Origin of the sequence: Fictibacillus solisalsi (assembly GCF_900103485.1) — a bacterium.
In the GTDB taxonomy this organism is placed as follows: Bacteria; Bacillota; Bacilli; order Bacillales; family Fictibacillaceae; genus Fictibacillus_C; species Fictibacillus_C solisalsi.
This window is the reverse complement of sequence record NZ_FNHW01000001.1, coordinates 1881391-1905751: the sequence shown is the minus strand read 5'-3', so window position 1 is coordinate 1905751 and position 24361 is coordinate 1881391. Positions and strand designations below refer to the sequence as shown.

Below are 24361 nucleotides of genomic sequence, written 5' to 3'. Positions count from 1 at the left end.
AATAAAAAACAAAAAAACAGCTGTAAAGCTGTTTTTTTGTTTGCCCTTATTGGATTTATCTTTTTTGGATTGAGATCGTGCTGATCATCAGAAAAGAAAAGGCGATCATAATAAACATAAAGAAATAGCCGGGAATGAACGGAATCAAAAGGTAGCAAATGGCAACCAAACAGCCTGCCACCGTAATCGGGACTCCGACAAATGATCCGGTGAATTCCGTGATATTGAAACGCGCCAGTCGTATGGCACCGCAAACGATAAATAAGATCGTAAAAATAATACCGGGAACACCAAATTCAAAAAGAGAAGCTTGGTACATCAAAAATGCGGGTGCAATGCCGAATGAAATTAAATCACAAAGGGAATCTAACTGTTTGCCAAACTCTGATTCTATGTTTAATTTCCGGGCAACCATACCATCAAAACGGTCAAAAAGACCAGCCAAAAAAATTAAAATGAAGCCTGTTTTCAAATCCTCTTTAAAAATAAACAATAAAGCGAGAGCACCGAGTGAGAGGTTGATCAATGTTAAAATATTGGCCGTTTGGCCTTTTACCTTTTTTACTGTGGAATCAACCCGTTCTCTTGCCGTCATGAACATAACATCACATCACTCTCCGTACCTTATGTCCGTAAGACAGGAAAGATACTTGTGTAATCAATCATTCACTATTAATGAAATATATTAGATTCTTATCATTATATGTTAATTTTGTAAATTTGGAAAGGGGATATTTCCCAATACTTTCCTGACCAATATCATTAATAGTAATCCCTCTCGGTGTTCAATTCATCCTGTATCGTTTTTTCGGACAATCGAACACCACTTCGATAGGCGGCTCTGGAAATCATGTGCCCCCCTACAGGCGCTGTCAGCAGAACAAATACAATTCCAAGAAGAAGTTTTCCGCTGACCAAGTCCTGAGCGTACAGAAAGAAAAGGAAGGAGCCAATCAATATACCGGAAACACCCAATGTGGCGCTTTTGGTTGCGGCATGAAGCCTGGAATACACATCGGGAAACCGGAGCACGCCCAGCGTTCCCGAAAACACAATAAAAGTACCAAGGATGAGAAAAATACTAATTACGATCTCTGTCAATGAGAACACCCCTATCCAAAAATTTCGCAATGGCCACGGTTGCTATAAAGGTAAGGATGCCGATCAGCAAAATGACATCATGCAGGTCAATAGTATTCAGACGTATGGAAACGAGAGCGGTAATGGCGATAAGATTTATCCCGATTGTATCTATGGCAACTGCTCTGTCTGCACTAGATGGTCCCCAAACCACCCGATAGACCAGTAAAAGAACAGAAAGACAGTTCACAATAAGACAGACAGTAACCACATTTTCGAACCAGCTGCTCATCTGGTCACCTCCATAATCGCTTTTTCAAAGGTTTCTTTGATGGAATGGATTGTTTCATTTGTGTCGGGCAGATCGATTGCATGGATATAAATGAAGCGCTGATCTCTCGACACATCTACCGAGAGGGTGCCGGGTGTAAGAGTGATCAGATTCGCCAGCAAATTGATCTCCCAGTTGGTTTTTAAATCGGTGGGAAGGGCAATAATTCCCGGCCGAAAATCCATTTTGGGTTTATAAATCCATTTCAGAACATCAAAATTTGCGAGGATTAGTTCTTTTATAAACAAGAAGATGAGCTTAATGATAGCCCAAACCTTCAGGAGATAGAATTCATCGGGGATATAGCGGTTCAGCAGGTAAATCAAGCCGATTCCCACGATAAACCCGCTGACATAACTGCCAAACAAATAGTTTTCAGACAGGAACATCCAGATAACCCCAATAAATATATTGATCAACAATTGAAAGGCCATTAATCACTCACCTCGCTTTTAAAACTTCATTAATATATTGCGACGGATTGGCAAGACCGTCGGCAATTGATTGTATATGCGGATAGACCCATTCTGCTCCTATGCCGAGAAAAATGGAGAAGCAAAGAAGCGCAAGGGGAGGAATCACCATTCCACGCTTAAGTTTTATCTTTTTGCCCTCTTTTTGTTCACCCCAAAACGCCATAATAAAGATGCGAATGATGGACAGCAGGATCAACAGGCTGCACCCAAGACCGATGGCAGCTACCAAATAGTGTTTTTCTGCAAAAGCTCCTTTGAGCAGTAACAATTTACCGATAAATCCGCTAAATGGGGGGATTCCGGCAAGAACAAGTGCTGAAAGGAAAAACATCCAGCCGACCAGCGGATATCCTTTAATATACCCGCCCATCTTCCGTAAATCGCTTGTACCGGCAATATAAACAAGAATACCGGCCAGGAAGAACAGGGCGGCTTTTATTATCATGTCATGGACCAGGTAGTAGATGGTTCCTGCCAGAGATTCTGCTGAAAACGTACCGATCCCCAGTAACATAAAACCAATGGCAGGAATAATGTTGTAAGCAATAATCAGCTTTACATTATGGGTTGACAACGCACCTATCACACCGAAAATCAGAGTGAACCCTGCCAGTAAGAGGAAGAAGGCATGAGTTGTTTCCAATTTATAAACGAAGATCAAGGAAAAGACCCGTAAGATGGAGTATATTCCAACCTTCGTCAACAGTGCACCAAACAGGGCAGAGATGACTGACGGCGGCGCGGTATACGATTTCGGGAGCCAGAAGTAAAGCGGGAAAAGGGCTCCTTTCGTGGCAAAAACGACAAACAGCAGTATGGCGATTGATGTAAGAACGCCTTTTTGCTGTATTTCGCCAACACGTTCGGCCAGCTGGGCCATATTTACGGTTCCTGTAACCGAATATAAAAAGGCTACAGTTGTCACAAACAACATGGATGAAAAAAGGTTAAGCAGTACATATTTAATGGATTCTCTCAACTGGACCTTTGTGGCACCAAGGACAATTAAACTATAGGAGGCCATCAGCAGTACTTCAAAAAAGACGAACAGGTTAAAAAGGTCACCTGTCAAAAAGGCACCACTTACACCGGCGATGAGGATCAAAAACAGTGTGTAGAAATAGTGCTTTTCACGTTCCTCATCAAGTGTCGCTCCCGCATACACGCATGCCGCCAACGCGATGATGTTGGTGGTTAATATCAGCAGAGATGACAATTTGTCGGCAATCAGAATAATGCCGTAGGGGGCTTTCCACCCGCCGGTCTCAAGGATCAATGCGCCTTTGGAATAAACCTCGTAAACGATGAATATCGCAGTAGCTGTATTGATCAAGAGGACAACAAATGACATTAAACGGACGGCAGCCAATTTATTGTGAAAAAAAACAAACATTGCACCAAAAAACAAAGGAATCAGAATCGGCAGTACAACCAGGTTACTCATCTTCCGTACCTCGCAATTGATCCATCATATCTGTCCTGTTTTTCTGGTAAGCACGATACGCCAATACCAGTAGAAAACTAGTCACGCCAAAACTGATAACGATGGAGGTCAGGATGAGCGCTTGAGGAAGTGGATCGGTATAGTGCCCGATTCCTTCGCCTAATACAGGTGGAGCCCCACGGTTTAATTTTCCCATTGTTAATATTAAGAGATGAGCTCCGTGAGAAACCAAAGCCGTCCCCAGAATGATACGGAGCAATTGGCGCTGCAGCAGGAGATATATGCCTGCTGCAAAAAGGGCGCCTCCCAAAATACACATCAAAATTTCCATTATTGCTCCATTCCTCCTTTTTTCCGTAACCGAATTTTAATCATTCCATAGATCCCTAGTGCGGCCAGCCCCAGAACCGTGATCTCAAACATGGTGTCCAGCCCCCTGAAATCAACAAGAATCACGTTCACGATGTTCTTACCACCGCCAAGCGAGTATGAGGTTTTGACAAAGTAATCGGAAATGGGCTGAAACCATTTCGAACTGTGTGATGAGATTGCGACTAATGTAATGAGTGTACCTGCTGCTAATGAAATCAGGACATCCGCCACCCTGGAACGCAGCGGTTTAGAATTTGGTTTCATCACAGGCAGGTGTGAGAAACAGAGTAAAAAGAGAACAACGGTAACTGTTTCAATAATAAGCTGAGTTAATGCCAGATCTGGAGCCCGGAATAAGACGAACAACAGGGACAAACCATAACCGACCACGCCAATTACAATAACGGCAGCAATGCGGCGTTTCATAAAAATGGTGGCCACAGCTGCTATCAACATGGAAACGCCTGTAATAACTTCCGGCCATTTTACAGGTGAAAGATCCGCCGTACTGAAGGCAAATCCTCCCGTGACAGCCATCATTCCGGCGGTCACGCATACCAGAAACAATACAATGATTGCCAAATATAGACTTAATGAACCTGTCATGTAGGAACCTGTAATCTTTTTGGCCGCCCGCAGCAAACGGTTCAGAAATGCTTGATATGCTTTGTCCGCAGAAAGTTTTCCGGGAAGATACCGGTAAATAATCTCCCAGTAACGCTTGAAAACAAATAACAAGGCACCTGCAGTGACTACGATCAGAGACATAATGAGCGGTGGTTTAATGCCATGCCAAAACGCCACATGGATATGGATCGAATTTCCGGCTATGGCACCAGCTGCGGGTGCCAAAAGGCGTTCATTGATCAGGTTGGGAAGAACGCCGATTACGACGATGAAACAAACGAGCAAGAATGGCGGAATCAGCATGCCAAACGGGGCCTCGTGGGGTTTTTTTTCCAGCTGGTGCAATTGGACTTTTCCTCTGAAGGTTCCGAAGAACAAATACATTGAATAGACAAACGTAAAGATGCTGCCCAAAACAGCGAGATAGGGAAAGAGAGGAGCTGTCTGTCGGGCAAGACCGGATGGTGACGCTGTTTGCAGCGAAGCATCAAAAAACATTTCTTTACTTAAAAAACCATTAAAGATGGGGAGTGGGAACCCTGCCATGGAAAACGTTCCAAAGAATGCAAGAGTTGCGGTTATCGGCATAAAGGTCATCAAACCGCCGAGCTTTCGAATATCCCTTGTCCCTGTTTCATGATCTACAATCCCGGCAACCATGAACAAGCTCCCCTTGAACGTGGCGTGATTAAAAATATGAAAAACCGCAGCGAAAATGGCAGCCTCTGAGCCAAATCCAAGCATGGACATAATCATCCCAAGCTGGCTTATGGTTGAGAAAGCCAATATGCCTTTGAGATCCGTCTGCCTCACGGCCATAAATGAACCCCAGCATAAGGTGACAAGTCCAAAGCCTGATACGCAAAGGAAAAACAGATCACTGCCACTGAATAATAGAGATAATCTGGCAACCAGGTAGATTCCTGCTTTTACCATGGTGGCAGAGTGAAGATAAGCGCTAACAGGAGTTGGAGCTTCCATCGCATCCGGAAGCCAGGTATGGAAAGGAAACTGAGCTGATTTGGAAAAGGCACCTAGTAATACGAGCAACAAGATCGGCATAAATAGAGGACTTGCCATTAACTCTTCTTTTTGGCTGATAATTTCCCTGATGCTGGTGGTGTCCGTTGCAACCCACAATAGTAGAAAACCGCCGAGCATGCAAAGCCCGCCAAACACTGTGATCATCATGGATTTTAGAGCACCATATACAGATCGCGCACGATGTGACCAGAAACCGATCAGCAAAAAAGAAGATATGCTGGTAAATTCCCAGAATGTATACAGAACAAATAGATTATCAGACATCACAAGCCCAAGCATGGATCCCATGAAAAGCAGCAAGTAAATATAAAAATGAATCAAATTTTCTTTTTTGCTTAAATAAAAAACAGAATACAAAACAACCAAAAAGCCAATACCTGTTATGAGCAAGGTGAAAAGAAGGCTAAGTCCATCCAAGTAAAAGGAAAGCTGTATACCCATTGATGGAATCCAGTTCGTCAATGAAGCCACAGGCTGTCCTTCTGAAATTTCGCTACTGTTTGTCAAAAACAAAATAAACAGAACGAAAGGGACAATTGCTACCAGCCATCCAGTATGGAACGTCTTTGAAAGCGAGCGGGAAAAAAGGAAAAGCAAAAAGGCCGCGATAAAAGGCAAAGCGATGTAGTACAAAAACAAATCCGTTCCTCCTTAAAAAGTCATGATTATGTATGTGATTTTTTAACCATTGCCATTTCATTGTAAGCAGAAAAAACAGGCGCAATCAACTTAAAACCGTTGAAAATACTGAATGTTTTTGTTTCTTCCTATTTAATATAAAAACCAGAAAAAACATACTGCTGAGAGTTGAAAATACGGTTAGTTTTTCCCTCAAGGGAGGGTTCTATCAAAAATAAAAAAAAGCCTCATCTAGTGATGGGCTTTCAGCAAATAAACGTTCAATCTCTTTTCCAGGGATCTTCGTTCAATTTCTTGTTGGATTAATGAGATAAAATCAGAGCTCAGTCGCAGTTCTTTTGCTTTAAAATACGATTCAATCAAAAGTTCGTCCGATAAGTTTTCCATAAGTGAGCTGCCATCGGGTGGCATGTTCACCTCCTGTTTTTTTAAATGCCTTAGGATGCATTTTTTCAAGGTGAATGGGTTATGAAATGGTATAAATCCGCATAAACTATAAGTTCTGATACTTTCTAAATTCAGCTTACCATGAAAAGGGAAACAGAACAATCGTTCGAATATCCACAATGTTTGGTGGATAACCTGTGGGTAGGTTGTTTATAAAACAGAAAATTCTGCTCATTTCGCAGGGGACAATGTTGATAAAGTTATCCACATTGTCGGATGCGAACAATTTGTCGAAAACTTTTCTGAATAACCCCTCTTTTTGAGAGGCTGGCAGCTGTTTGAAAACAATAAAAAAGTTGTTACATGGCGAATAACTGGTACAATGTAAAAGTGTAACTGAATGAATAGTATAGAGGTGTCCAGCATGTTAAAACATTTTTTGCCGGATGAACATGTCCAGAGCATTTTTGATATAACGCCTGAAATGTTATTGAAACGGAATGTAAAAGGAATCATCACTGACCTTGATAATACTCTTGTTGAGTGGGATCGTCCGGAAGCAACTCCAGAACTGATAAATTGGTTTCGTTCATTTAAGGAGAAGGGAATTTTAATTACGATCGTTTCCAACAATACGCAGCAGCGTGTAAGCAGTTTTTCTGACCCTGTACAAATACCATTTATTTATAGTGCAAGAAAACCGATGTCCCGTGCGTTTAAGCGGGCAATCCGCGACATGAACCTGAAGCGCGATGAGATTGTGGTAATCGGCGACCAATTGTTAACGGATGTGCTGGGAGGAAACCGTCTTAAACTGCATACCATAATGGTTGTGCCTGTGGCCAGCACGGACGGATTATGGACAAGGGTAAACAGAAAAATCGAAAGAATGTTATTGTCTTGGATGAAAAGGAAAGGCATGCTCAACTGGGAGGAATAAGATTGAAGGAACAAATTAGATGTATTGGATGCGGAGCAACCATACAGACAGAAAACAAGGATGAGCTCGGCTATGCGCCACCCTCGAGTTTAAAGAGGGAGGTTGTCATTTGCCAGCGTTGTTTTCGTTTAAAGCATTATAATGAAATTCAGGATGTCAGCCTTACGGATGATGATTACCGTAAAATTCTATCCGGCATCGGAGATACGGACGCATTGGTTGTTAAAGTGGTCGATATTTTTGATTTTAACGGATCGTGGCTGCCGGGCATCCACCGCTATATCGGCAGAAACAAACTCATGCTGATTGGGAATAAGGTAGATTTACTACCTAAATCCGTTAATAAAAACAGACTTACACAATGGATGTCTTCCATGGCCAGAGAGTTGGGTGTAAAGGCAGAGGAAGTCCATCTTGTATCGGCTGCAAAAGGAACAGGTCTTCTGGATGTGGCTGAACGGATTGATGAGTTGCGCGGCGGCAGAGATGTCTATGTTGTGGGCTGTACGAATGTAGGTAAATCAACATTCATTAATGGTTTAATCAAGCAGCTTGGCACGGAGCAGGAAGACATCATTACAACTTCCCATTTTCCGGGAACCACATTGAACTTGATCGATATCCCTTTGGATGAAGAGAGTGCTCTTTTCGACACACCAGGTATTATCAACCATCACCAAATGGCTCACTTTGTCAGCAAGGATGAGCTGAAGTTTATTATGCCTAAAAAAGAAATTAAGCCTATGGTTTTCCAGTTGAATGAGGAACAGACTCTGTTTTTGGGAGGACTCGCACGCTTCGATTATATCAGTGGAGGAAGAAGGTCATTTGTCTGCCATGTGTCCAACGAATTAAATATCCACCGGACGAAACTTGAGAATGCAGATGAGCTGTACCAAAACCATCTGGGTGATCTATTGTCACCGCCCTCTGATCCGGATAACCTTCCTCCGCTAAAAAGGCATGAGTTTACTATTAAGGAAAAGGATACAGATGTGGTGATATCAGGGCTTGGCTGGGTTACGGTTAAAGAACCGGGTGCCAGGATTGCAGCCCATGCACCAGAAGGCGTTGCTGTGACGTTAAGGCCTTCACTCATTTAACTGAAGGGAGAGGGAAGGATGAGAAAAAAGGTTGGTTTAATTGGATATCCTGTCAGCCATTCCATGTCTCCACAGATGCAGAATGGTGCTTTTGAAAAAGCAGGGCTTTCCTACGTTTATGATAAATATGAGGTGCATCCGGACCAGTTGGCAGAAGCTGTACAAGACATGCGTGAAAAGGGTTTTGCCGGGTGGAATGTAACGATCCCGCACAAGCAGGCCATTATGCCATTTCTTGATGAAATTGCAGAGGATGCCTTGAAAATCGGAGCAGTCAATACCGTAGTCAATGAAAACGGAGTATTAACCGGGTACAATACAGACGGTGCCGGTTTTGTAAAAGGTTTGATGCGCCATGTCCGCTTTCCAATCGAAGAGGCAAAGGTTCTCATCATTGGAGCGGGAGGAGCGTCCCGGGCCATCAGCTATGCATTGAGCAAAGAAGGACCCAGGGCCATTGCTATCACGAACCGTACCATGGAAAAGGCACAAGACATTTTTAACGAGTGTTTGAGGGACCAGGATCAAGTCATCTCTCTTCAGGAAGCTGAAGAAAGGCTTTTTGAATTCAGCATTGTCATCAATACCACGTCGATCGGCATGAAAGAGGATCGTCTTCCTTTGCGTGTAGATCATCTAAAAGCGGGAACAGTGGTATCGGATATTATTTATAATCCTTTTAAGACCGCTTTATTAAAAGAAAGCGAAAAACGCGGTGCAATTATTGATAATGGAGTGGCCATGCTCGTTTTTCAGGGCGCGCTGTCGTTTGAAAAGTGGACAGGTGTTGCGCCGGACGCATCATTGATGGAAAAGATTGTGATTGAAGAATTGGGAGGAAGTTATGTTAACAGGTAAACAAAAACGCTTTTTGCGTTCGAAAGCAAATCCGATTCAGCCTATTTTTCAGGTAGGAAAAGGCGGAGTCAACAGCAATATGATCAAACAAATCCAGGAAGCGCTGGAAGCCAGAGAGCTGATTAAAATCAGCATTCTTCAAAACTGTGAAGAACCGCGCGAGGAAGTAGCGCAAGCCGTTGCCAAAGGAGCGAAGGCTGAGCTCGTTCAAGTGATCGGGAACGTCATTATTCTTTATAAAGAATCCAAAGAAAACAAAGAGATCATACTTCCGTAAAGGAATGATACAATGGCGAAAATAGGGATATTTGGAGGATCTTTTCATCCGCCTCACAATGGGCATTTACTCATTGCCCAGGAAGCGCTGAGTGCTTTTTTACTTGATGGGGTGATTTGGATGCCGGCCAATCATCCTCCGCACAAACGACTGGCATCTGGCGTTTCAGACCATGACAGGATTGAACTGGTCAAAGCGGCAATCCAGGATAATGCTAAATTTTCCCTCTCTTTGATCGAGTTTGAAAGGGAAGGGCCATCATATACTATAGATACGATGAGAGAACTTCAGAAAGAAAATCCGGATCATGAGTACTTTTTTATCATTGGGGGAGATATGCTGGATTCACTGCATACCTGGCATCAGATTGATGAACTGAGCCGGATGGTGACCTTTATCGCGATCAATCGCAGCGGTCATCCGCTGAATGCCCAACATAATCCATATCAGGCCGCCATGCTTGAAGTGCCGTTATTTGATGTTTCCTCTACCCTCATCCGGGAAAGAGTGTCTCAAGGGAAAAATACCACGTATCTCATTCCGGAACGTGTCAGAAAACAAATCGAGGTGAAGGGACTTTATGGATCGCAAAAAAGCCCTTGAAATAGTTAAGGAACAATTAACAGAGCACCGCTATCAGCATACGCTTGGCGTTGTGCAAACCGCTCTTCAACTCGCAGACCGATATGAAGAGGATCAAGAAAAGACAGAACTGGCCGCAATCTTTCATGATTATGCCAAGTTCCGGCCAAAAGAAGAAATGAAGGAAATCGTAAGAAAGCAAGCCATGCCGGAAAGTCTGCTGCATTATGGAGGAGAGCTCCTTCATGCGCCAGTCGGCGCCTATTTGGTAGAAAAGGAAGCAGGCATCAAGGATCGCGACATTTTGGCTGCAATTGCCTATCATACGACCGGGCGTGTTGGGATGGGGAAGCTTGAGAAAATTATTTTTCTTGCCGATTATATTGAACCTGGAAGAAAGTTCCCCGGGGTGGAAGAAGTTCGGCAGCTGGCAGAGGAAGACCTGGACACAGCGTGCCTTCAAGCACTGAAAAATACAGTAACTTTCCTGATGAAGCAAAATCAGCTGGTGTATCCGGAAACAATTAATACCTATAACAGTCTTTTGGCACAGCTTAAAAAATAAAAAAGAAACGGAGGAATGTAATTTTGAATGAACAGGAACTGATTGAACTCGTAGTGAAAGCGGTGGATGACAAGCGGGCAGAAGATATTATGATGCTTGATATGAAGGGGATTTCTCTTGTCGCAGATTATTTCTTAATTTGCCATGGGAATTCGGAGAAACAGGTTCAGGCCATTGCCCGGGAGATTAAGGATGTAGCCGCAGAGAAGGAAATCAATATTCGGAGAATGGAAGGTTTTGATCAGGCAAGATGGGTTCTTGTTGATATGGGTGATATGGTAGTCCATGTTTTTCACCGTGACGAACGATCCTATTACAACCTGGAAAAATTATGGGGAGATGCCCCATCAGTTGACCTGAACCAAATCCTTTCATAAATAAAAGGAGCCGGTATGAGCTATCAACATTTTGCGTATTATTATGATCAATTAATGGAAGAAGCTCCTTATGGGCAGTGGATCTCTTTTTTTGAACAGGCGATGGCCACTGTTGGAGCTGACGTATCGAGTGTTCTCGATGTTGGCTGCGGGACAGGGTCGATTTCCATACCGCTTGCGTTAAAAGGTTATGATGTAACCGGAATCGACCTGTCCGACGATATGCTTGCTGTAGCTCATGAAAAGTCGATGACTCAGCATGCTTCCGTTCAATTTCTGCAGCAGGATATGACCGAGATCGAAGGCTTGCCTGAATTTGATGCTGCTGTCATTTTTTGTGATTCGCTGAACTATCTTTTGACAGAAGAGAAGGTAGCTGCAGCCTTTCACTCTGTACATCGACATCTGAAGGAAAACGGAATCTTTTTGTTTGATGTACACAGCCTTTATAAAATTCATAATATCTTTTCCGGGAATACTTTCGCTGAAAATGCGCAGGAAATTTCCTACATCTGGCAGTGCTATGAAGGGGAATATCCGGACAGTGTAGAACATGAACTTAGCTTTTTTGTACATGAAGAGGACTCGCGGTATACCCGATTTGACGAAGTACATATGCAAAGAACATTATCAGTGCAGACTTATGAGCATCTTCTTGAAGAAGCCGGCTTCACAGTAATAAAAATTACCGGGGATTTTTCGGAGAACGAACTTAAATCTGAAGCTGAGAGAATTTTTTTCATTTGTAAAAAATCGAAATAAGCCATCATACTGATGGCTTATTTTTTTCTGTTAAGGAAGGATTTCGGGGATAATTAGAGAAATCTTATTTTAGTTCTTCTTTTACCTCGAATTGCCCATTGATCTTTTCACATTCCTCATGGTATTTTTCATGCGTCCGTTCAATCACACGATCAAAGACTTCTCCTGCATCCTCATTCAAAATTTTGATTCCTTCTCCTGTTATGCCTCCTTTTACACATACTTTTTCAATCAGTGATGGTAGCGAAAAGACCTCTTTTTCCAACAGTTTGCCCATACCGATAATCATTTCACTGGCAAGAAGAGTAGCTTCATTTTTGGTAACGTCCGTCTTTTTTACAGCACTTTCCACAAAGCATTGCACAAGGTATCCGATAAAGGCTGGCCCACAGCTGGCGATGTCGGACGAAATGCGGGTGACATTTTCACCGATAATCACGGGCTTTGATATGAAAGACATGAGCGATAACAATTTTTCCTGATATTCAGTGTGGCATCTGGAGCCAAACGTAATAAGGGAAGTGCCGGAAAGTGCCCGGTTCGTAATGCTTGGAATCGCCCGGGCTACGTTGCAGTCAAGCAAATTTTCTATCTGTTCACAAGAAATGGGACTTGTAATGGAGACGACAAGTTTATGTTTTGAAATGTGCTTTTTATTTTCACAAAGAAGGTCAAAAAATTGGTGCGGCTTTACACAAATGAACAGAATATCTGCAAAACGAATCACATCTTCCGCGGCAGCTGCCACCCGGAGTTTGGGATGGGCAGACTGTAGTGCTTCGGCCTTGGACAGTGTCCGGTTGGTCACCATAATCCGTGACGGCTGTACAGCAGCCGATTCAATAAAGGAAGACACAAGGATGCTTCCCATGTTTCCCGTTCCAATAAACCCTAGCTTCACTGTTTACTCCTCCTCTCCCTGATCCATCCTACCTTGATACATATGCATACGCGGCCTGTTTTATGAAAAAATGAAAGGAGACACGGTATGCTGAAAAAATATGAAGTTTGGTTTCGCAAGCACCGCTATATACTGCCAGCTGTTCTCATAGTTGGGATAGCGGTGGTGTACTTGTATGAACAAAAGGTACCATTGGAGGAAAAAGCCATAGAGGAGCTGCCGCAGGAATTAACAGCGAAAGAACCAAGTAATGCCCAAAGCCCTGTAAAAGAGAGCCCAGGTTCGATAAATTTACAGTCAGCAAAAATCATGCTCGATATAAAAGGAGCTGTGGTCCGTCCTGGTGTCTATGAAATGAAGGAAGGAGACCGGGTGATAGATGCTGTGCAAAAAGCAGGAGGATTCACAAAAAACGCTGAACAACGCAGCGTAAACCTTTCAGGCAAGGTCAAAGACGAAATGCTTCTCTATATTCTGGAGAAAGGTGAAGAACCAGCAGTGCCAGCTGCGGCTGATGCGGCGGGAAATGGAAAAGGACTGGGAAATGACAGCGGACAAGCCGCAGTGAATATTAACACTGCCAATGATCAGGAACTGCAGACCATAACCGGTATAGGACCCTCAAAAGCGAAAGCTATCATCACATTCAGGGAAGAGAATGGTGGCTTTAAGACCGTTGACGATCTCTTGAATGTGCCTGGCATTGGAGAGAAATCACTTGAAAATATGAGAGCCCAAGTTACTGCCGATTAGGAAATTTCATTGACTATCCACTTGGAGAATGCCTAAACTAAAAAGAAAGATTCGATTGGGGGAGAGAAAAAATGGAGCGTATTTCCTGGGATGAATATTTTATGGCGCAAAGCCATTTGCTTGCCTACCGAAGCACATGCACAAGGTTGGCAGTGGGTGCGACCATTGTGAGAGATAAAAGAATAATAGCGGGAGGATACAATGGTTCAATCTCAGGGGGTGTCCACTGTATAGATGAAGGATGCTATGTCATTGACGGACATTGTGTACGCACCATCCATGCAGAGATGAATGCTATCCTGCAGTGTGCAAAGTTCGGGGTTCCGGTAGAAGGTGCAGAAATGTATGTAACCCACTTTCCGTGTCTTCACTGTTGCCGGACCATTATACAAAGCGGCATTAAAACCTTGTATTATGCACAGGATTATAAAAACCATCCCTATGCTATTGAACAATTCAAGGAAGCTGGTCTTATCGTAAAGCAGGTTCCCTTTAATGAGAACAAGATGAACCCTCATTATGAGGATCAAATGCAGCTTACGTTTGACCTTTTACAGGCAGTGGAAGAAGGGGCTGCAGACAGTCAGGATAAAGTCGCAAGGCTCAGACAGAAGGCTGAGCAGCTCTATCCTGCCGCACTGCATCTGAAATAAAGATGAAGGCTGGCTATCTTTATGCACTTTGTGCGATAGCGGCAATTTATTCATCGAATGGACATTACATCTGGGCGATTCTTATAATCGCCCTTTTTTATTTTTTACCAGGGGTGGATAGAAAGACGGTCTCCTTATGTATGTTTGCCTTTCTATCGTTTTATTTTTATTATCAATTGGCTGATGAACGAAATGTAACGGACCTGGAGGGCGATGAAGGAGTATTTCTCGGAAAGATCGAAAGCCTCCCTGACATTGACGGGGATTTGCTGAGCTTTAGACTTAAGCTGAAAGAAGAAACGGTCATCGTCCGGCAAAAAATTTCATCAGAGGAACATCAGGAATTACTCCGACGTGAGCTAAAAGCGGGGATGGTGTGCCAGTTTCAGGGGAAGCTCGCACACCCTCCAGGGCAGGAGAATTTTGCGGGAATGAATTATTCCGAGTATTTAAGAAAACAAGGAATTCATTGGCTGGTCACGGGTAAAGCTTTGCTGCCATCCCAGTGTAAACCGCAGGAACGCTCGTTTTTTAACCGTCTGATCACATTCCGATCGAAAGAAATTCAATTCATTGAGCGTACCTATCCCGAGGAAATCTCAAGTTTGTTAAATGCACTTGTCTTCGGATACCGGGACCATATACCTGATAAAATAAATGAGGCATATCAGCGTCTCGGCCTTTCCCATTTGCTTGCTGTATCAGGATTGAACGTTGCCATTCTTTCCGGGATGCTCTTTGTTCTGCTTCTCAGGGCGGGTGTGACCCGTGAACAAGCTGCTGTTTGTATTGCTGCGATACTGCCTTTGCATATTTTCTTGACAGGTGGTGAGGCTTCCATTGTACGGGCCGGCATAATGGGAATGTGTGTTGTTCTCTTCCAGAGATATAGAATAAAAGTGCATCCATTAACCATCATCTCTTGCGTTTGCCTCGCTATGCTTCTCATCAACCCCTATTATGCCTTTCAGCTTGGTTTTCAGCTTTCTTTTCTGAATGTTTTTGCTCTCATGGTTTCTTCCCGTTTTATTTTCAGCCGCTATTCTTCCTACTGGGTTCAAATTTTTATGTCCAGTTTGATTTGCCAGTTGGTGTCTTTCCCGCTGATCATTACCTCGTTCTACGAAATCTCTCTTTGGTCTCTGCCGCTAAATCTCCTCTTCATTCCGTTATTGTCCATCATTGCTCTTCCCTCGGCCAGCCTTGGTGTTCTCTTTTCGTTTGTTTCCATTTCTTTAGCTAAACTTCTTTTTTATCCCGCAGTACTTGTACTGAAGCTTACAAACCATATACTTCTTGATTTGAATCAAGACATTTTTACCATGACGTTTGGTAAACCGCCGTTGATCGTTATTCCTTTCTATTATGCGGGGATTATATATTTTCTGATTTGTTTGGAGAGAGGCGGAGTGATCCGAAAGTTAATTGCTCCCGTCCTATGTCTGCTTTCTGTTGGGATCCTGCATTGGAATATTCATCTTTTCGATAAGAATGGAAGAGTGGCCTATTTAAATGTGGGACAAGGGGACAGTACATTGATTGAGCTCGCTTATCGAAAGGGGGTCTATTTGATCGATACAGGGGGTACCATCCATTTTCCAGCAGAAGCATGGAAGAAACGAAGAAAGGAGTATGATGTCACGAAGGAGGTAGTGCTTCCGGCATTAAAAGCGAGAGGAATAAGGGTAATTGACAAACTTATTCTCACACATGGTGACATGGATCATATCGGCGGGGCACAAACCCTTCTATCACGTATAAAGGTGAAAGAAGTGCTGTTTCCAAAGGGAACGATCAAAGAGCCCCTGGAAACACGGGTCTTATATGAGGCGGCAAAAAGACATCTGCCGATCACCGTTACACAGCGGGGGAAAAGCTGGTCGGCGGAAGGAGGGGTGTTTCAGGTGCTGTCTCCCTATGGAGATGAGACGGAAAGCAATGCACGCTCCATTGTTATCCGGGCACAAATAAATGCTGCTTCCTTTTTATTTACGGGAGACCTGGATGGGCAGGGAGAGCAGCGTATTCTAAGAGAGATGCAGCCGGTCAGGTCGACCTTTCTAAAGGCCGGGCATCATGGAAGCAAAACATCCTCTTCGGCCGAGTTTATCGATCAAGTGGTGCCTTCCTATGCTTTGATTTCAGCCGGAAAGAACAACCGGTATGGGCATCCTCATCCTGAAGTGATGAAACGATTTATTGAACGTGGAGTTCAAACCCTCCGTACGGACGAGCAGGGTGATGTGGAAATTACGGTTTCAGTAGGAGGCTGGAAAATCCGGCACAGTGTAACCGCCTCCAAAAAATAAAAAGAAGCCTCACTGTGGGCTTCTTTTTATGTATTAAGATGCAATTAATTTGATGATAACTCCCAGTGCAAAGATTAACGTGAAAAAACCAAAGGACCAAACAAAGCCCATGCCTGAATCGATTAAATCATTCCGTTTGCTTTGAACGTCTTTTTCGAACTGATTCATTTCCGCAACCCTCCCATATCGATATAAGTATAAGCTATCCCTAAAAAAAAATCCATAAAGGATTCAGAATTGAACAGCAAATCCTAAATTCTTTTCCTGTTTTGCTAACTGTTGTCACCAATATCGCTGAGTCGCATAGGATATCATAACATTAAAGGGCAATCTCAGGGTTTACTCGCTGGCTGCCGGGAGTCCCGGGGTCCTGGTAACCGGCGTTTAATATAAATGAAGAAGCAGCATATGCTGCTTCTTCTTTTTGCATTACATGGTTCCACTATTGAAAAAAAACGCGTTCCGTCATACGATAAGAATAGAGAAAGTTTGAGGTGAAGGGTTTGTCAATTTCAGCATTACAAAAGAATTTAAAACAAAATCAATTTGCTCCCTATTATGTTTTGTATGGAACAGAATCTTATATTATAGAACAAGCCATTTCCTCTATTGTGAAGTACGCTCTGAACGATGAAGACAAGGATTTCAATTATTCAGCCTACGATTATCAGGAAACGCCGGTACAGGCGGTAATGGAGGATGCAGAGACGCTGCCCTTCATGGGGGACAGGCGTGTGGTTGTCATAAAAAATGCCCTTTTTCTAACGGGGGCAAAAGACAAAAGCAAGGTGGAGCATGATCTATCTACCGTCGAACGGTACATACAAGATCCTGCTGATTTTACGATCCTGGTTTTTGTGGTCCCAGCCGAAAAGCTGGATGAACGGAAAAAGATCGTCAAAACCTTGAAGAAAAATGGCGAAGTTCTTTCCGCCTCCCCGCTAAGTGGTGATTCAGCGATTGAATGGATCAAGGACCGTGCCATGCAGCAAGGCGTTTTTATAGATGCAGATGCTGCACAATATTTGAGTTCAAAAGTCAGTAATGAGCTGATGGCTCTCGTGCAGGAAATGGATAAGCTTGCATTGTATGTAGGGGAAGGGAACACCATCTCCATTGAAGTCATTGATCAGCTGGTTCCTCGCACACTTGAAGACAATATCTTTTCGCTGATTGATGATATCGTTCATAAGAAAATTGATGTGGCTCTCAGAACATTTTATGATTTAATGAAACAAAATGAGGAGCCCATTAAAATTCTTTCTTTAATGGCACGTCAATTCCGGATTATCTTTGGTGTGAAAGAACTGTTTGCCAAAGGATACGGTGAAAAGCAAATTGCCGGGGTACTCAAGCTGCATCCCTATGCGGTCAAGCTCGCTTCCAGACAGGCAAGGATGTTTGACGAACAAGAATTGTTTACCCTTCTCGACCGGATTGCAGAAGCCGATTATGAAATGAAAACCGGTAAAATGGACAAGCAGCTGATTTTGGAGCTTATCATGCTCAAAATGGCCAAATAAAAAACGAGGAAGAGCCCCTTAAAAGGGGCTCTTCCTCGTTTTTTAAATTCAGCTCAAAAATAAAAACGACCCATAAGGTCGTTTCATGTCGGTTCCCGTATTACGCGTTAATTCCGTTCAACGCTTTAGCAAGACGAGACTTTTGACGTGATGCTGCGTTTTTATGGATAAGTCCTTTAGTTGCCGCTTTATCAACTTTTTTAGTAGCAGCTACAAAAGCTTCTTTCGCACCTTCAGCATCGTTGTTAGCGACCTTCGTTTCGAAATTTTTCACAGCTGTACGCATAGCAGACTTTAAAGAAGCATTGTGAGCACGGTTCTTATCGTTCGTTTTTACACGTTTAATAGCAGATTTAATATTAGCCAATCCATTCACCTCCCTAACATTGCAACTTGGGTTGCAAAAAAATAGGACACAAAGTATTCTATCAGTTTCATTCTTCAATTGCAATACAAGAATGAAAAGGGTTTTTGCGGGCAAAAATAGAGACAATATATCCCATGACAGGACGGTGCCTAAATGAACAACAAAGACCTTGATTTGAACAAGTACAATGTCCGGACCGATTTAGCAATTGAAGCACATGAAATGCTGGTCAATGATGAAAAGATGAAGGAAAAAGAAAGTACGATTGAAGGAATCATCATTAAAGAACAGGATCATGACGGGATAAAACTGACCCGGGTGGAAATTGATGAACGCGGCGCGGAGGCTACAGGCAAAAAGCCGGGAACGTATTTAACGTTTGAGATGCAGGGCATCCGAGAAAAGGATTCCGCACTTCAGGAGCGGGTTCAGGAAGTATTTGCCCGGGATTTCAGGAATTTTATGAATGAGCTTGGCATTCAGGAAACAGATACCGCTTTGGTCGTCGGTCTGGGCAACTGGAACGTCACACCTGATTCACTGGGTCCTAACGTACTGGAAAACCTGCTGATTACCAAACATTTATTTGATATATCTCCTGAGAACGTGGAGGAAGGATTTCGGCCGGTATGTGCCATTTCTCCAGGAGTAATGGGAATAACCGGTATAGAAACAAGCAATATTATTGAAGGTATCATCAAAAAAGTCAATCCTGATTTTGTTATTGCCATTGATGCTCTTGCCTCACGTTCGCTCGAGCGGGTAAACACCACCATTCAGGTTTCAGACAGCGGCATCCATCCGGGTTCAGGGGTAGGCAACAAACGCAAGGAACTTAGCAAGGAGGCGCTGGGTATTCCCGTGATTGCTATTGGTGTTCCAACAGTTGTGGATGCAGTTACCATTGCCAGTGACACGATTGATTATATTTTGAAACATTTTGGACGGGAAATTAAAGAGAAGGATAAGCCTTCCAAATCTCTGGCCCCTTCATGGATGACATTCGGCGAAAAAAAGGTATTGAATGAGGATGATCTTCCGGGGCAAGAGGAAAGACAGTCGTTTCTTGGCATGGTGGGCACATTGGAGGAAGATGAAAAAAGGGCATTAATAAGAGAAGTGCTGTCACCCCTCGGGCATAATTTAATGGTAACTCCGAAAGAAGTGGATACGTTTGTAGAGGACATGGCCAACGTGATTGCAGTTGGGCTGAATACCTCGCTTCACAGGCAGGTGGACCAGTCAAACAGCTCTTCCTATACGCATTAACACATAAAAGGACAAGCTGCCACATACGAATGTTATTAATTGATGGTGAACGGAGTGGGTCCTGTGACGAAATTTATGATCAAGTGTTTTTTTATCACTGCTGTTCTTTTTTTCGGTGTTCTTCTTGGAATGCAGCAGGCTTCTGATGGAATGAGCGCGTTAAAGGGAAATCAGGAGAATGGGGAAACCTTAACGCTTGAGTCAGGCAAAGGGGCTGGGGAGGCTGAAGTGCTTGGCACTCAGGTTGATGTTCATGACTTAAAGACAAAGCAAAAGCAGTTGGAAGAATCCAAAGCGTTTAACTTTTTTTCTGCCATGGGAGAGAAAGTGTCCGGCCTTGTTTCTTCCTTATTCCAAGGAATAGTGAGTCTGATATCAGCCATCCTATCACAAATTTTTGGTTCTTTGAGCTGACAGTTATTTTTCAGAGGGAAAAATAACTGTTTTTTGCTTTATAAGCGCTTTCGCAATTGGGTGCGTTCAGCATTGAACAAGAGTGCTTGTATTGCTATAATCTAAACTAGTGTACTTTGCGCAAAAATGTAGGAGTGAAACGAATGAACCGAGAACAAAAACTGGAGAGGCAATCGAGGATTCGAAATTTTTCCATCATTGCTCATATTGACCATGGAAAGTCCACGCTGGCAGACCGCATTTTAGAGAAAACCAGCGCCCTTACCCAAAGAGAGATGAAAGAACAGCTTCTTGATTCAATGGACCTAGAGCGTGAGCGTGGAATTACGATAAAGCTGAATGCTGTGCAATTGAATTACAAAGCAAAAGACGGGGAGACATACATTTTTCATTTGATCGATACCCCGGGACATGTTGACTTTACCTATGAAGTATCCAGAAGCCTGGCTGCCTGTGAAGGAGCGCTGCTTATTGTTGATGCTGCTCAGGGCATTGAAGCACAAACGCTTGCCAACGTTTACCTGGCTCTTGAAAACGACCTGGAAATTCTTCCGGTCATCAATAAGATCGACCTGCCGAGTGCAGAACCGGAGCGGGTAAGAAATGAGGTAGAAGAAGTGATCGGCCTTGATGCATCTGAAGCTGTCCTTGCTTCTGCTAAAGCTGGAATTGGTATTGAAGAGATTCTCGAGCAGATTGTTGAGAAAGTTCCAGCACCAGCAGGTGATCCCGACGGCCCGCTTCAAGCCCTTATTTTTGACTCCCTTTATGATCCTTACCGAGGAGTTGTGACGTATATCCGGGTGACAGAAGGAACGGTAAAAGTGGGGGATAAGATCAGGATGATGGCCACTCAAAAGGAATTTGAGGTCGTGGAGCTTGGAGTCTTTACCCCTAAAGCGGTAAACAAAGAGTTTTTGACGGTCGGCGATGTTGGCTATTTGACCGCGGCGATAAAAAATGTTGGGGATACCCAGGTGGGTGACACTATCACAAGCGCGGTTAAACCGGCGGCAGAACCGCTCCCAGGCTATAGAAAAATGAATCCGATGGTTTATTGCGGTTTGTATCCGGTAGACAATGCCAAATATAATGATTTGCGCGAAGCATTGGAACGACTTGTGCTGAACGATTCAGCACTGCAATATGAACCGGAGACTTCCCAGGCATTGGGCTTTGGATATCGCTGCGGTTTCCTTGGCTTGCTTCATATGGAAATCATTCAGGAAAGGATCGAACGCGAATTTAACATCGACCTGATCGCTACGGCTCCGAGTGTTATTTACAACGTGATGATGACCGATGGGGAACAGCTTACCGTGGATAACCCGGCGAACATGCCGGAAGCCCAGCTCATACAGACGGTGGAAGAGCCTTACGTAAAAGCGACGATTATGACACCAAATGATTATGTTGGAACGATCATGGAAATATGTCAGAAAAAACGCGGGATTTTCCAAACCATGGACTATCTTGAAAACAATCGGGTCAATGTGCTGTATGAAATTCCTCTTTCTGAAATTGTTTATGATTTCTTTGACCAGTTGAAGTCAAGCACAAAAGGCTATGCTTCACTCGATTATGAATTGATTGGCTATAAGCCTTCTAAACTGGTGAAAATGGATATTTTGCTTAACGGAGAAAAGATCGACGCCCTATCGGTTATCGTTCATAAGGATTTCGCGTATGAGCGGGGGAAAGTAGTCGTTGAAAAATTGAAAGAGCTTATTCCGCGCCAGCAGTTTGAAGTTCCAATTCAAGCTTCCATCGGACAGAAGATCATTGCCAGGTCGAACATTAAAGCTTTGCGTAAAAATGTACTGGCCAAATGCTACGGCGGTGACATCTCCCGTAAGCGGAAGCTTCTTGAAAAGCAAAAAGAAGGTAAAAAGCGGATGAAGACAATCGGACGGGTTGAAGTCCCTCAGGAAGCGTTTATGGCGGTATTGCGTATGGACAATGATTGATTTTACCGAATAAAATAGGCACCAAGAGAAGACCGCAGATTTATTGCGGTCTTCAGAAATTTTAGAAACGAAAGCAGTGATCGTATGCCGGAAGCGGCTTATTTTCATATTCCATTTTGTGTGAACATCTGTCATTACTGTGATTTTAATAAAGTTTTCCTGAAAGGCCAGCCTGTCAATGAGTACCTGGACTATATGGAAAAAGAAATGAAAAACACACTGGAACAGTCACCGTACTCCAGCATGAAGACACTTTTTGTCGGAGGAGGGACACCAACTGCTCTGGATTATGAGCAATTTGAACGGTTTTTGGCGATGGTAAACCGGTACTTCTCGTCGCCGGACCGGGAGGAATTCACAGTGGAATCCAACCCGGAACAGACTGATCTAAGAAAACTTGAAATAATGAGAGATGCCGGTGTAAATCGATTGAGCATAGGTGTACAGGCGTTTCAGGATAATTTATTAAGAGAGCTCGGACGGACTCATAATCAGCAGGATGTTGTACAAACGGTATTGGAGGCCAAAAGGCTCGGGCTTGATAACTTATCACTCGATATTATGTTCGGACTTCCACGCCAAACGGTTGACATGCTGAAGGAAACTCTTGATATCGCATTTTCACTCGAGGTACCTCATTTTTCAGCCTATTCCCTGCAGCTTGAACGGAAAACCGTTTTTTATAACCGTGCCGCCAAGGGAGAACTTCTGCTGCCTGAACAGGAGGAAGAAGCACGTATGTATGAGATCCTCATGGAAGAGATGGATAGGCATGGTTATGTTCAATACGAGATCTCAAACTTTGCAAAACCTGGTTATGAAAGCAGGCACAATCTGCAATACTGGGATAATAACGAATATTATGGCATTGGTGCGGGGGCTCACAGTTATGTGAACGGTTCGCGGAAGGCCAATGCGGGTCCTCTGAAAAAGTATATGTCGCTCATTGACGAGACGGGTTTTCCCTATATACATGAAGATGTTCTGTCATCATCCGAGAAAATGGAAGAGGAACTTTTTATGGGACTCAGGAAAATGAAAGGTGTCTCTGATCAGCGATTTATGGAACGATACGGGCGGTCGATGTTTGATGTGTTTGGCAGTCAAATCGATAAACTGCTGGAGCGTGGGTTGGTCAAACGATCGGGGGACATGCTGGTATTAACCAGGAATGGTACGTTTTTGGGCAATGAAGTGTTTCAAGAGTTTATCGGTGTAGTTTAATCGTTGACAATCTTTAGTGGCATTTGGTAATTTAATATTAGATTTAGCACTCACTCTTTTGGAGTGCTAACAGCCACGGAGGTGAAAAGGATGTTATCTGAAAGGCAGCTTTTTATACTTCAGGTGCTGATCGATGATTACATCCAGCACGTTGAACCTGTTGGATCACGGACGATTTCTAAAAGAGAAGACGTTCACTTCAGTTCTGCTACAATTCGAAATGAACTGGCCGATCTGGAGGATATGGGATATCTTGAAAAAACGCACACCTCTTCCGGACGGGTCCCTTCTGAAAAAGGGTACCGTTTCTATGTGGATCATCTGTTGAGCCCAACCATACTATCAACAGCTGACATTTATAACATACAGGAATTATTTAATGAGAAATTGGCAGAAACGGAACGGATTTTTGAGCAGTCCGCTAAAATTCTGTCTGAACTTACCAATTACACATCCATTATCCTTGGACCCGAAGCTCTGGAAACGACATTGAAGCACATTCAGCTGATTCCGTTGGGAGGACAGCAGGCCGTTGCGATCTTCGTGACAAGCACGGGCCAGGTCGAGAACCGGCATGTCACATTGCCGGGTGGCATAGCCCCTGAAGAAATTGAAGCACTTGTCAATATTTTGAATGAAAACTTGACAGGTGTTCCGCTCGCAGAGCTCCACCAAAAAATACGGGATGAGCTTAATCTTGTGTTCAGAAAGCATATTAACAATCACCAGCAAGCGTCAATGTTTATCGATGATATCTTCAAGTGGAGCAACAAGGATAAAATATTCTTTGGCGGGAAAACAAAGATGCTGTATCAGCCAGAATTCAGGGATGTGGAAAAAGTCCGTATTCTGCTTGATGCACTGGAGGAGAAGACGGTCATCGAACAGCTGTTATCTGCGAATAATGAAGGGATAACCGTAACGATTGGACAGGAAAACCAAGTGGAAGCGGTCCGGAATTGCAGTCTGATTAAAGCATCCTACTCCTTTCATGGAAAGCATATCGGCACAATTTCATTAATCGGGCCGACCCGAATGGAGTACAAACGGGTTATCGGGCTGCTTGATACCATCAGTAAAGAATTTACGAATCTGTTTAATGCGAGATATTAAATCT

Annotated in this window: 28 protein-coding genes; 17 read left to right on the top strand and 11 right to left on the bottom strand. The window is 43.5% G+C overall.

From position 1 onward, the window contains the following. Window positions 1-55 precede the first annotated feature (55 nt). The 8 genes from pssA to sda form a co-directional block, all read right to left on the bottom strand. A complete protein-coding gene (gene pssA, locus BLT53_RS09840; RefSeq protein WP_090236817.1) occupies window positions 56-595 on the bottom strand; it encodes a CDP-diacylglycerol--serine O-phosphatidyltransferase in 540 nt (179 codons plus the stop codon). A gap of 167 nt (window positions 596-762) precedes the next feature. Further along, on the bottom strand, window positions 763-1101 hold the full coding sequence (gene mnhG / locus BLT53_RS09835; RefSeq protein WP_090234468.1) for a monovalent cation/H(+) antiporter subunit G: 339 nt from the start codon (window positions 1099-1101) through the stop codon (window positions 763-765). Next, window positions 1082-1372, bottom strand: a complete 291-nt coding sequence (locus BLT53_RS09830) for a Na(+)/H(+) antiporter subunit F1 (protein WP_090234466.1) — start codon at window positions 1370-1372, stop codon at window positions 1082-1084. Before BLT53_RS09830 ends, mnhG begins: the two co-directional genes overlap by 20 nt. Then, the gene (locus tag BLT53_RS09825; RefSeq protein WP_090234465.1) at window positions 1369-1845 is read right to left on the bottom strand and encodes a Na+/H+ antiporter subunit E; all 477 of its coding nucleotides are present in this window, start codon (window positions 1843-1845) and stop codon (window positions 1369-1371) included. The genes BLT53_RS09830 and BLT53_RS09825 overlap by 4 nt, the downstream gene beginning before the upstream one ends. A 7-nt stretch (window positions 1846-1852) precedes the next feature. Then, window positions 1853-3331, bottom strand: coding sequence for a Na+/H+ antiporter subunit D (locus tag BLT53_RS09820; RefSeq protein WP_090234463.1), 1479 nt, complete (start codon window positions 3329-3331; stop codon window positions 1853-1855). Then, window positions 3324-3662, bottom strand: a complete 339-nt coding sequence (locus tag BLT53_RS09815; protein WP_090234462.1) for a Na(+)/H(+) antiporter subunit C — start codon at window positions 3660-3662, stop codon at window positions 3324-3326. Before BLT53_RS09815 ends, BLT53_RS09820 begins: the two co-directional genes overlap by 8 nt. Then, complete coding sequence (locus BLT53_RS09810; RefSeq protein WP_244520388.1) at window positions 3662-6013, bottom strand: Na+/H+ antiporter subunit A; 2352 nt, start codon at window positions 6011-6013, stop codon at window positions 3662-3664. The genes BLT53_RS09815 and BLT53_RS09810 overlap by 1 nt, the downstream gene beginning before the upstream one ends. 231 nt (window positions 6014-6244) lie before the next feature. Continuing rightward, a complete protein-coding gene (gene sda / locus BLT53_RS09805; RefSeq protein ID WP_090236815.1) occupies window positions 6245-6400 on the bottom strand; it encodes a sporulation histidine kinase inhibitor Sda in 156 nt (51 codons plus the stop codon). Between the two features lie 424 nt (window positions 6401-6824). Between sda and BLT53_RS09800 the strand changes: the two genes are divergently transcribed. From BLT53_RS09800 to BLT53_RS09765, 8 genes are read left to right on the top strand one after another with little or no spacing between them, the layout of a single operon-like run. Beyond that, on the top strand, window positions 6825-7340 hold the full coding sequence (locus tag BLT53_RS09800; RefSeq protein WP_090234460.1) for a YqeG family HAD IIIA-type phosphatase: 516 nt from the start codon (window positions 6825-6827) through the stop codon (window positions 7338-7340). A 2-nt stretch (window positions 7341-7342) separates the two neighbouring features. Continuing rightward, window positions 7343-8443, top strand: coding sequence for a ribosome biogenesis GTPase YqeH (yqeH, locus tag BLT53_RS09795; protein WP_090234458.1), 1101 nt, complete (start codon window positions 7343-7345; stop codon window positions 8441-8443). Between the two features lie 18 nt (window positions 8444-8461). Then, window positions 8462-9301: a shikimate dehydrogenase gene (gene aroE, locus BLT53_RS09790; RefSeq protein WP_090234456.1), complete on the top strand. Its 840-nt coding sequence runs from the start codon at window positions 8462-8464 to the stop codon at window positions 9299-9301. Continuing rightward, a complete protein-coding gene (yhbY, locus tag BLT53_RS09785; protein WP_090234454.1) occupies window positions 9288-9578 on the top strand; it encodes a ribosome assembly RNA-binding protein YhbY in 291 nt (96 codons plus the stop codon). Before aroE ends, yhbY begins: the two co-directional genes overlap by 14 nt. Before the next feature lie 12 nt (window positions 9579-9590). Continuing rightward, on the top strand, window positions 9591-10181 hold the full coding sequence (locus tag BLT53_RS09780; RefSeq protein WP_090234452.1) for a nicotinate-nucleotide adenylyltransferase: 591 nt from the start codon (window positions 9591-9593) through the stop codon (window positions 10179-10181). Further along, window positions 10159-10725 carry a bis(5'-nucleosyl)-tetraphosphatase (symmetrical) YqeK gene (gene yqeK / locus BLT53_RS09775; protein WP_090234450.1) on the top strand — a complete coding sequence of 189 codons (567 nt, stop codon included), beginning with the start codon at window positions 10159-10161 and terminating at the stop codon, window positions 10723-10725. The genes BLT53_RS09780 and yqeK overlap by 23 nt, the downstream gene beginning before the upstream one ends. Window positions 10726-10748: 23 nt before the next feature. Further along, window positions 10749-11102, top strand: coding sequence for a ribosome silencing factor (rsfS, locus tag BLT53_RS09770; protein WP_090234449.1), 354 nt, complete (start codon window positions 10749-10751; stop codon window positions 11100-11102). Between the two features lie 15 nt (window positions 11103-11117). Beyond that, window positions 11118-11864, top strand: coding sequence for a class I SAM-dependent DNA methyltransferase (locus BLT53_RS09765; RefSeq protein WP_090234447.1), 747 nt, complete (start codon window positions 11118-11120; stop codon window positions 11862-11864). A 64-nt stretch (window positions 11865-11928) separates the two neighbouring features. Here BLT53_RS09765 and comER read toward each other — a convergent pair whose 3' ends face one another. After that, window positions 11929-12765: a late competence protein ComER gene (gene comER / locus BLT53_RS09760; RefSeq protein WP_090234445.1), complete on the bottom strand. Its 837-nt coding sequence runs from the start codon at window positions 12763-12765 to the stop codon at window positions 11929-11931. Between the two features lie 87 nt (window positions 12766-12852). Between comER and BLT53_RS09755 the strand changes: the two genes are divergently transcribed. The 3 genes from BLT53_RS09755 to BLT53_RS09745 all read left to right on the top strand — a co-directional run bounded on the left by BLT53_RS09755 (window position 12853) and on the right by BLT53_RS09745 (window position 16480). Continuing rightward, window positions 12853-13518 carry a helix-hairpin-helix domain-containing protein gene (locus BLT53_RS09755; RefSeq protein ID WP_090234443.1) on the top strand — a complete coding sequence of 222 codons (666 nt, stop codon included), beginning with the start codon at window positions 12853-12855 and terminating at the stop codon, window positions 13516-13518. Window positions 13519-13589: 71 nt separating this feature from the next. Further along, the gene (locus BLT53_RS09750; protein ID WP_090234442.1) at window positions 13590-14171 is read left to right on the top strand and encodes a ComE operon protein 2; all 582 of its coding nucleotides are present in this window, start codon (window positions 13590-13592) and stop codon (window positions 14169-14171) included. Between the two features lie 2 nt (window positions 14172-14173). Further along, window positions 14174-16480 (top strand): DNA internalization-related competence protein ComEC/Rec2, encoded by a 2307-nt coding sequence (locus BLT53_RS09745; protein ID WP_090234440.1) that lies wholly within the window; start codon window positions 14174-14176, stop codon window positions 16478-16480. Window positions 16481-16513: 33 nt separating this feature from the next. Here the strand turns inward: BLT53_RS09745 and BLT53_RS09740 are convergent, their stop codons facing one another. Then, entirely contained in the window at window positions 16514-16648 is a 135-nt protein-coding gene (locus BLT53_RS09740) for a YqzM family protein (RefSeq protein ID WP_074440502.1), read from the bottom strand. 335 nt (window positions 16649-16983) lie between these two features. On the opposite strand from BLT53_RS09740, the gene holA reads away from it, so the two are divergent. After that, a complete protein-coding gene (gene holA / locus BLT53_RS09735; protein ID WP_090234439.1) occupies window positions 16984-18003 on the top strand; it encodes a DNA polymerase III subunit delta in 1020 nt (339 codons plus the stop codon). 100 nt (window positions 18004-18103) lie between these two features. On the opposite strand, the gene rpsT is transcribed toward holA, so the two are convergent. Further along, complete coding sequence (rpsT, locus tag BLT53_RS09730) at window positions 18104-18370, bottom strand: 30S ribosomal protein S20 (protein WP_061971210.1); 267 nt, start codon at window positions 18368-18370, stop codon at window positions 18104-18106. Window positions 18371-18523: 153 nt separating this feature from the next. Here rpsT and gpr point away from each other — a divergent pair, with 153 nt between their 5' ends. The 5 genes from gpr to hrcA all read left to right on the top strand — a co-directional run bounded on the left by gpr (window position 18524) and on the right by hrcA (window position 24357). Further along, window positions 18524-19639, top strand: coding sequence for a GPR endopeptidase (gene gpr, locus BLT53_RS09725; protein WP_090234438.1), 1116 nt, complete (start codon window positions 18524-18526; stop codon window positions 19637-19639). A gap of 63 nt (window positions 19640-19702) precedes the next feature. Further along, the gene (locus BLT53_RS09720) at window positions 19703-20053 is read left to right on the top strand and encodes a DUF3679 domain-containing protein (protein WP_170834296.1); all 351 of its coding nucleotides are present in this window, start codon (window positions 19703-19705) and stop codon (window positions 20051-20053) included. A gap of 143 nt (window positions 20054-20196) precedes the next feature. Then, window positions 20197-22020, top strand: a complete 1824-nt coding sequence (gene lepA / locus BLT53_RS09715) for a translation elongation factor 4 (protein WP_090234435.1) — start codon at window positions 20197-20199, stop codon at window positions 22018-22020. An 84-nt stretch (window positions 22021-22104) separates the two neighbouring features. Continuing rightward, the gene (gene hemW / locus BLT53_RS09710) at window positions 22105-23244 is read left to right on the top strand and encodes a radical SAM family heme chaperone HemW (RefSeq protein ID WP_090234434.1); all 1140 of its coding nucleotides are present in this window, start codon (window positions 22105-22107) and stop codon (window positions 23242-23244) included. A 90-nt stretch (window positions 23245-23334) separates the two neighbouring features. Further along, a complete protein-coding gene (gene hrcA, locus BLT53_RS09705; RefSeq protein ID WP_090234433.1) occupies window positions 23335-24357 on the top strand; it encodes a heat-inducible transcriptional repressor HrcA in 1023 nt (340 codons plus the stop codon). Window positions 24358-24361: the final 4 nt, after the last annotated feature.

Bases quoted from the DNA above. Each gene is read 5' to 3' on its own strand.
- pssA (WP_090236817.1), bottom strand. From the start codon at position 595: ATGACGGCAAGAGAACGGGTTGATTCCACAGTAAAAAAGGTAAAAGGC.
- BLT53_RS09830 (WP_090234466.1), bottom strand. From the start codon at position 1,372: ATGAGCAGCTGGTTCGAAAATGTGGTTACTGTCTGTCTTATTGTGAAC.
- BLT53_RS09825 (WP_090234465.1), bottom strand. From the start codon at position 1,845: ATGGCCTTTCAATTGTTGATCAATATATTTATTGGGGTTATCTGGATG.
- BLT53_RS09820 (WP_090234463.1), bottom strand. From the start codon at position 3,331: ATGAGTAACCTGGTTGTACTGCCGATTCTGATTCCTTTGTTTTTTGGT.
- BLT53_RS09815 (WP_090234462.1), bottom strand. From the start codon at position 3,662: ATGGAAATTTTGATGTGTATTTTGGGAGGCGCCCTTTTTGCAGCAGGC.
- sda (WP_090236815.1), bottom strand. From the start codon at position 6,400: ATGGAAAACTTATCGGACGAACTTTTGATTGAATCGTATTTTAAAGCA.
- BLT53_RS09800 (WP_090234460.1), top strand. From the start codon at position 6,825: ATGTTAAAACATTTTTTGCCGGATGAACATGTCCAGAGCATTTTTGAT.
- aroE (WP_090234456.1), top strand. From the start codon at position 8,462: ATGAGAAAAAAGGTTGGTTTAATTGGATATCCTGTCAGCCATTCCATG.
- yhbY (WP_090234454.1), top strand. From the start codon at position 9,288: ATGTTAACAGGTAAACAAAAACGCTTTTTGCGTTCGAAAGCAAATCCG.
- BLT53_RS09780 (WP_090234452.1), top strand. From the start codon at position 9,591: ATGGCGAAAATAGGGATATTTGGAGGATCTTTTCATCCGCCTCACAAT.
- yqeK (WP_090234450.1), top strand. From the start codon at position 10,159: ATGGATCGCAAAAAAGCCCTTGAAATAGTTAAGGAACAATTAACAGAG.
- BLT53_RS09765 (WP_090234447.1), top strand. From the start codon at position 11,118: ATGAGCTATCAACATTTTGCGTATTATTATGATCAATTAATGGAAGAA.
- BLT53_RS09755 (WP_090234443.1), top strand. From the start codon at position 12,853: ATGCTGAAAAAATATGAAGTTTGGTTTCGCAAGCACCGCTATATACTG.
- BLT53_RS09750 (WP_090234442.1), top strand. From the start codon at position 13,590: ATGGAGCGTATTTCCTGGGATGAATATTTTATGGCGCAAAGCCATTTG.
- BLT53_RS09745 (WP_090234440.1), top strand. From the start codon at position 14,174: ATGAAGGCTGGCTATCTTTATGCACTTTGTGCGATAGCGGCAATTTAT.
- BLT53_RS09740 (WP_074440502.1), bottom strand. From the start codon at position 16,648: ATGAATCAGTTCGAAAAAGACGTTCAAAGCAAACGGAATGATTTAATC.
- gpr (WP_090234438.1), top strand. From the start codon at position 18,524: ATGAACAACAAAGACCTTGATTTGAACAAGTACAATGTCCGGACCGAT.
- lepA (WP_090234435.1), top strand. From the start codon at position 20,197: ATGAACCGAGAACAAAAACTGGAGAGGCAATCGAGGATTCGAAATTTT.
- hemW (WP_090234434.1), top strand. From the start codon at position 22,105: ATGCCGGAAGCGGCTTATTTTCATATTCCATTTTGTGTGAACATCTGT.
- hrcA (WP_090234433.1), top strand. From the start codon at position 23,335: ATGTTATCTGAAAGGCAGCTTTTTATACTTCAGGTGCTGATCGATGAT.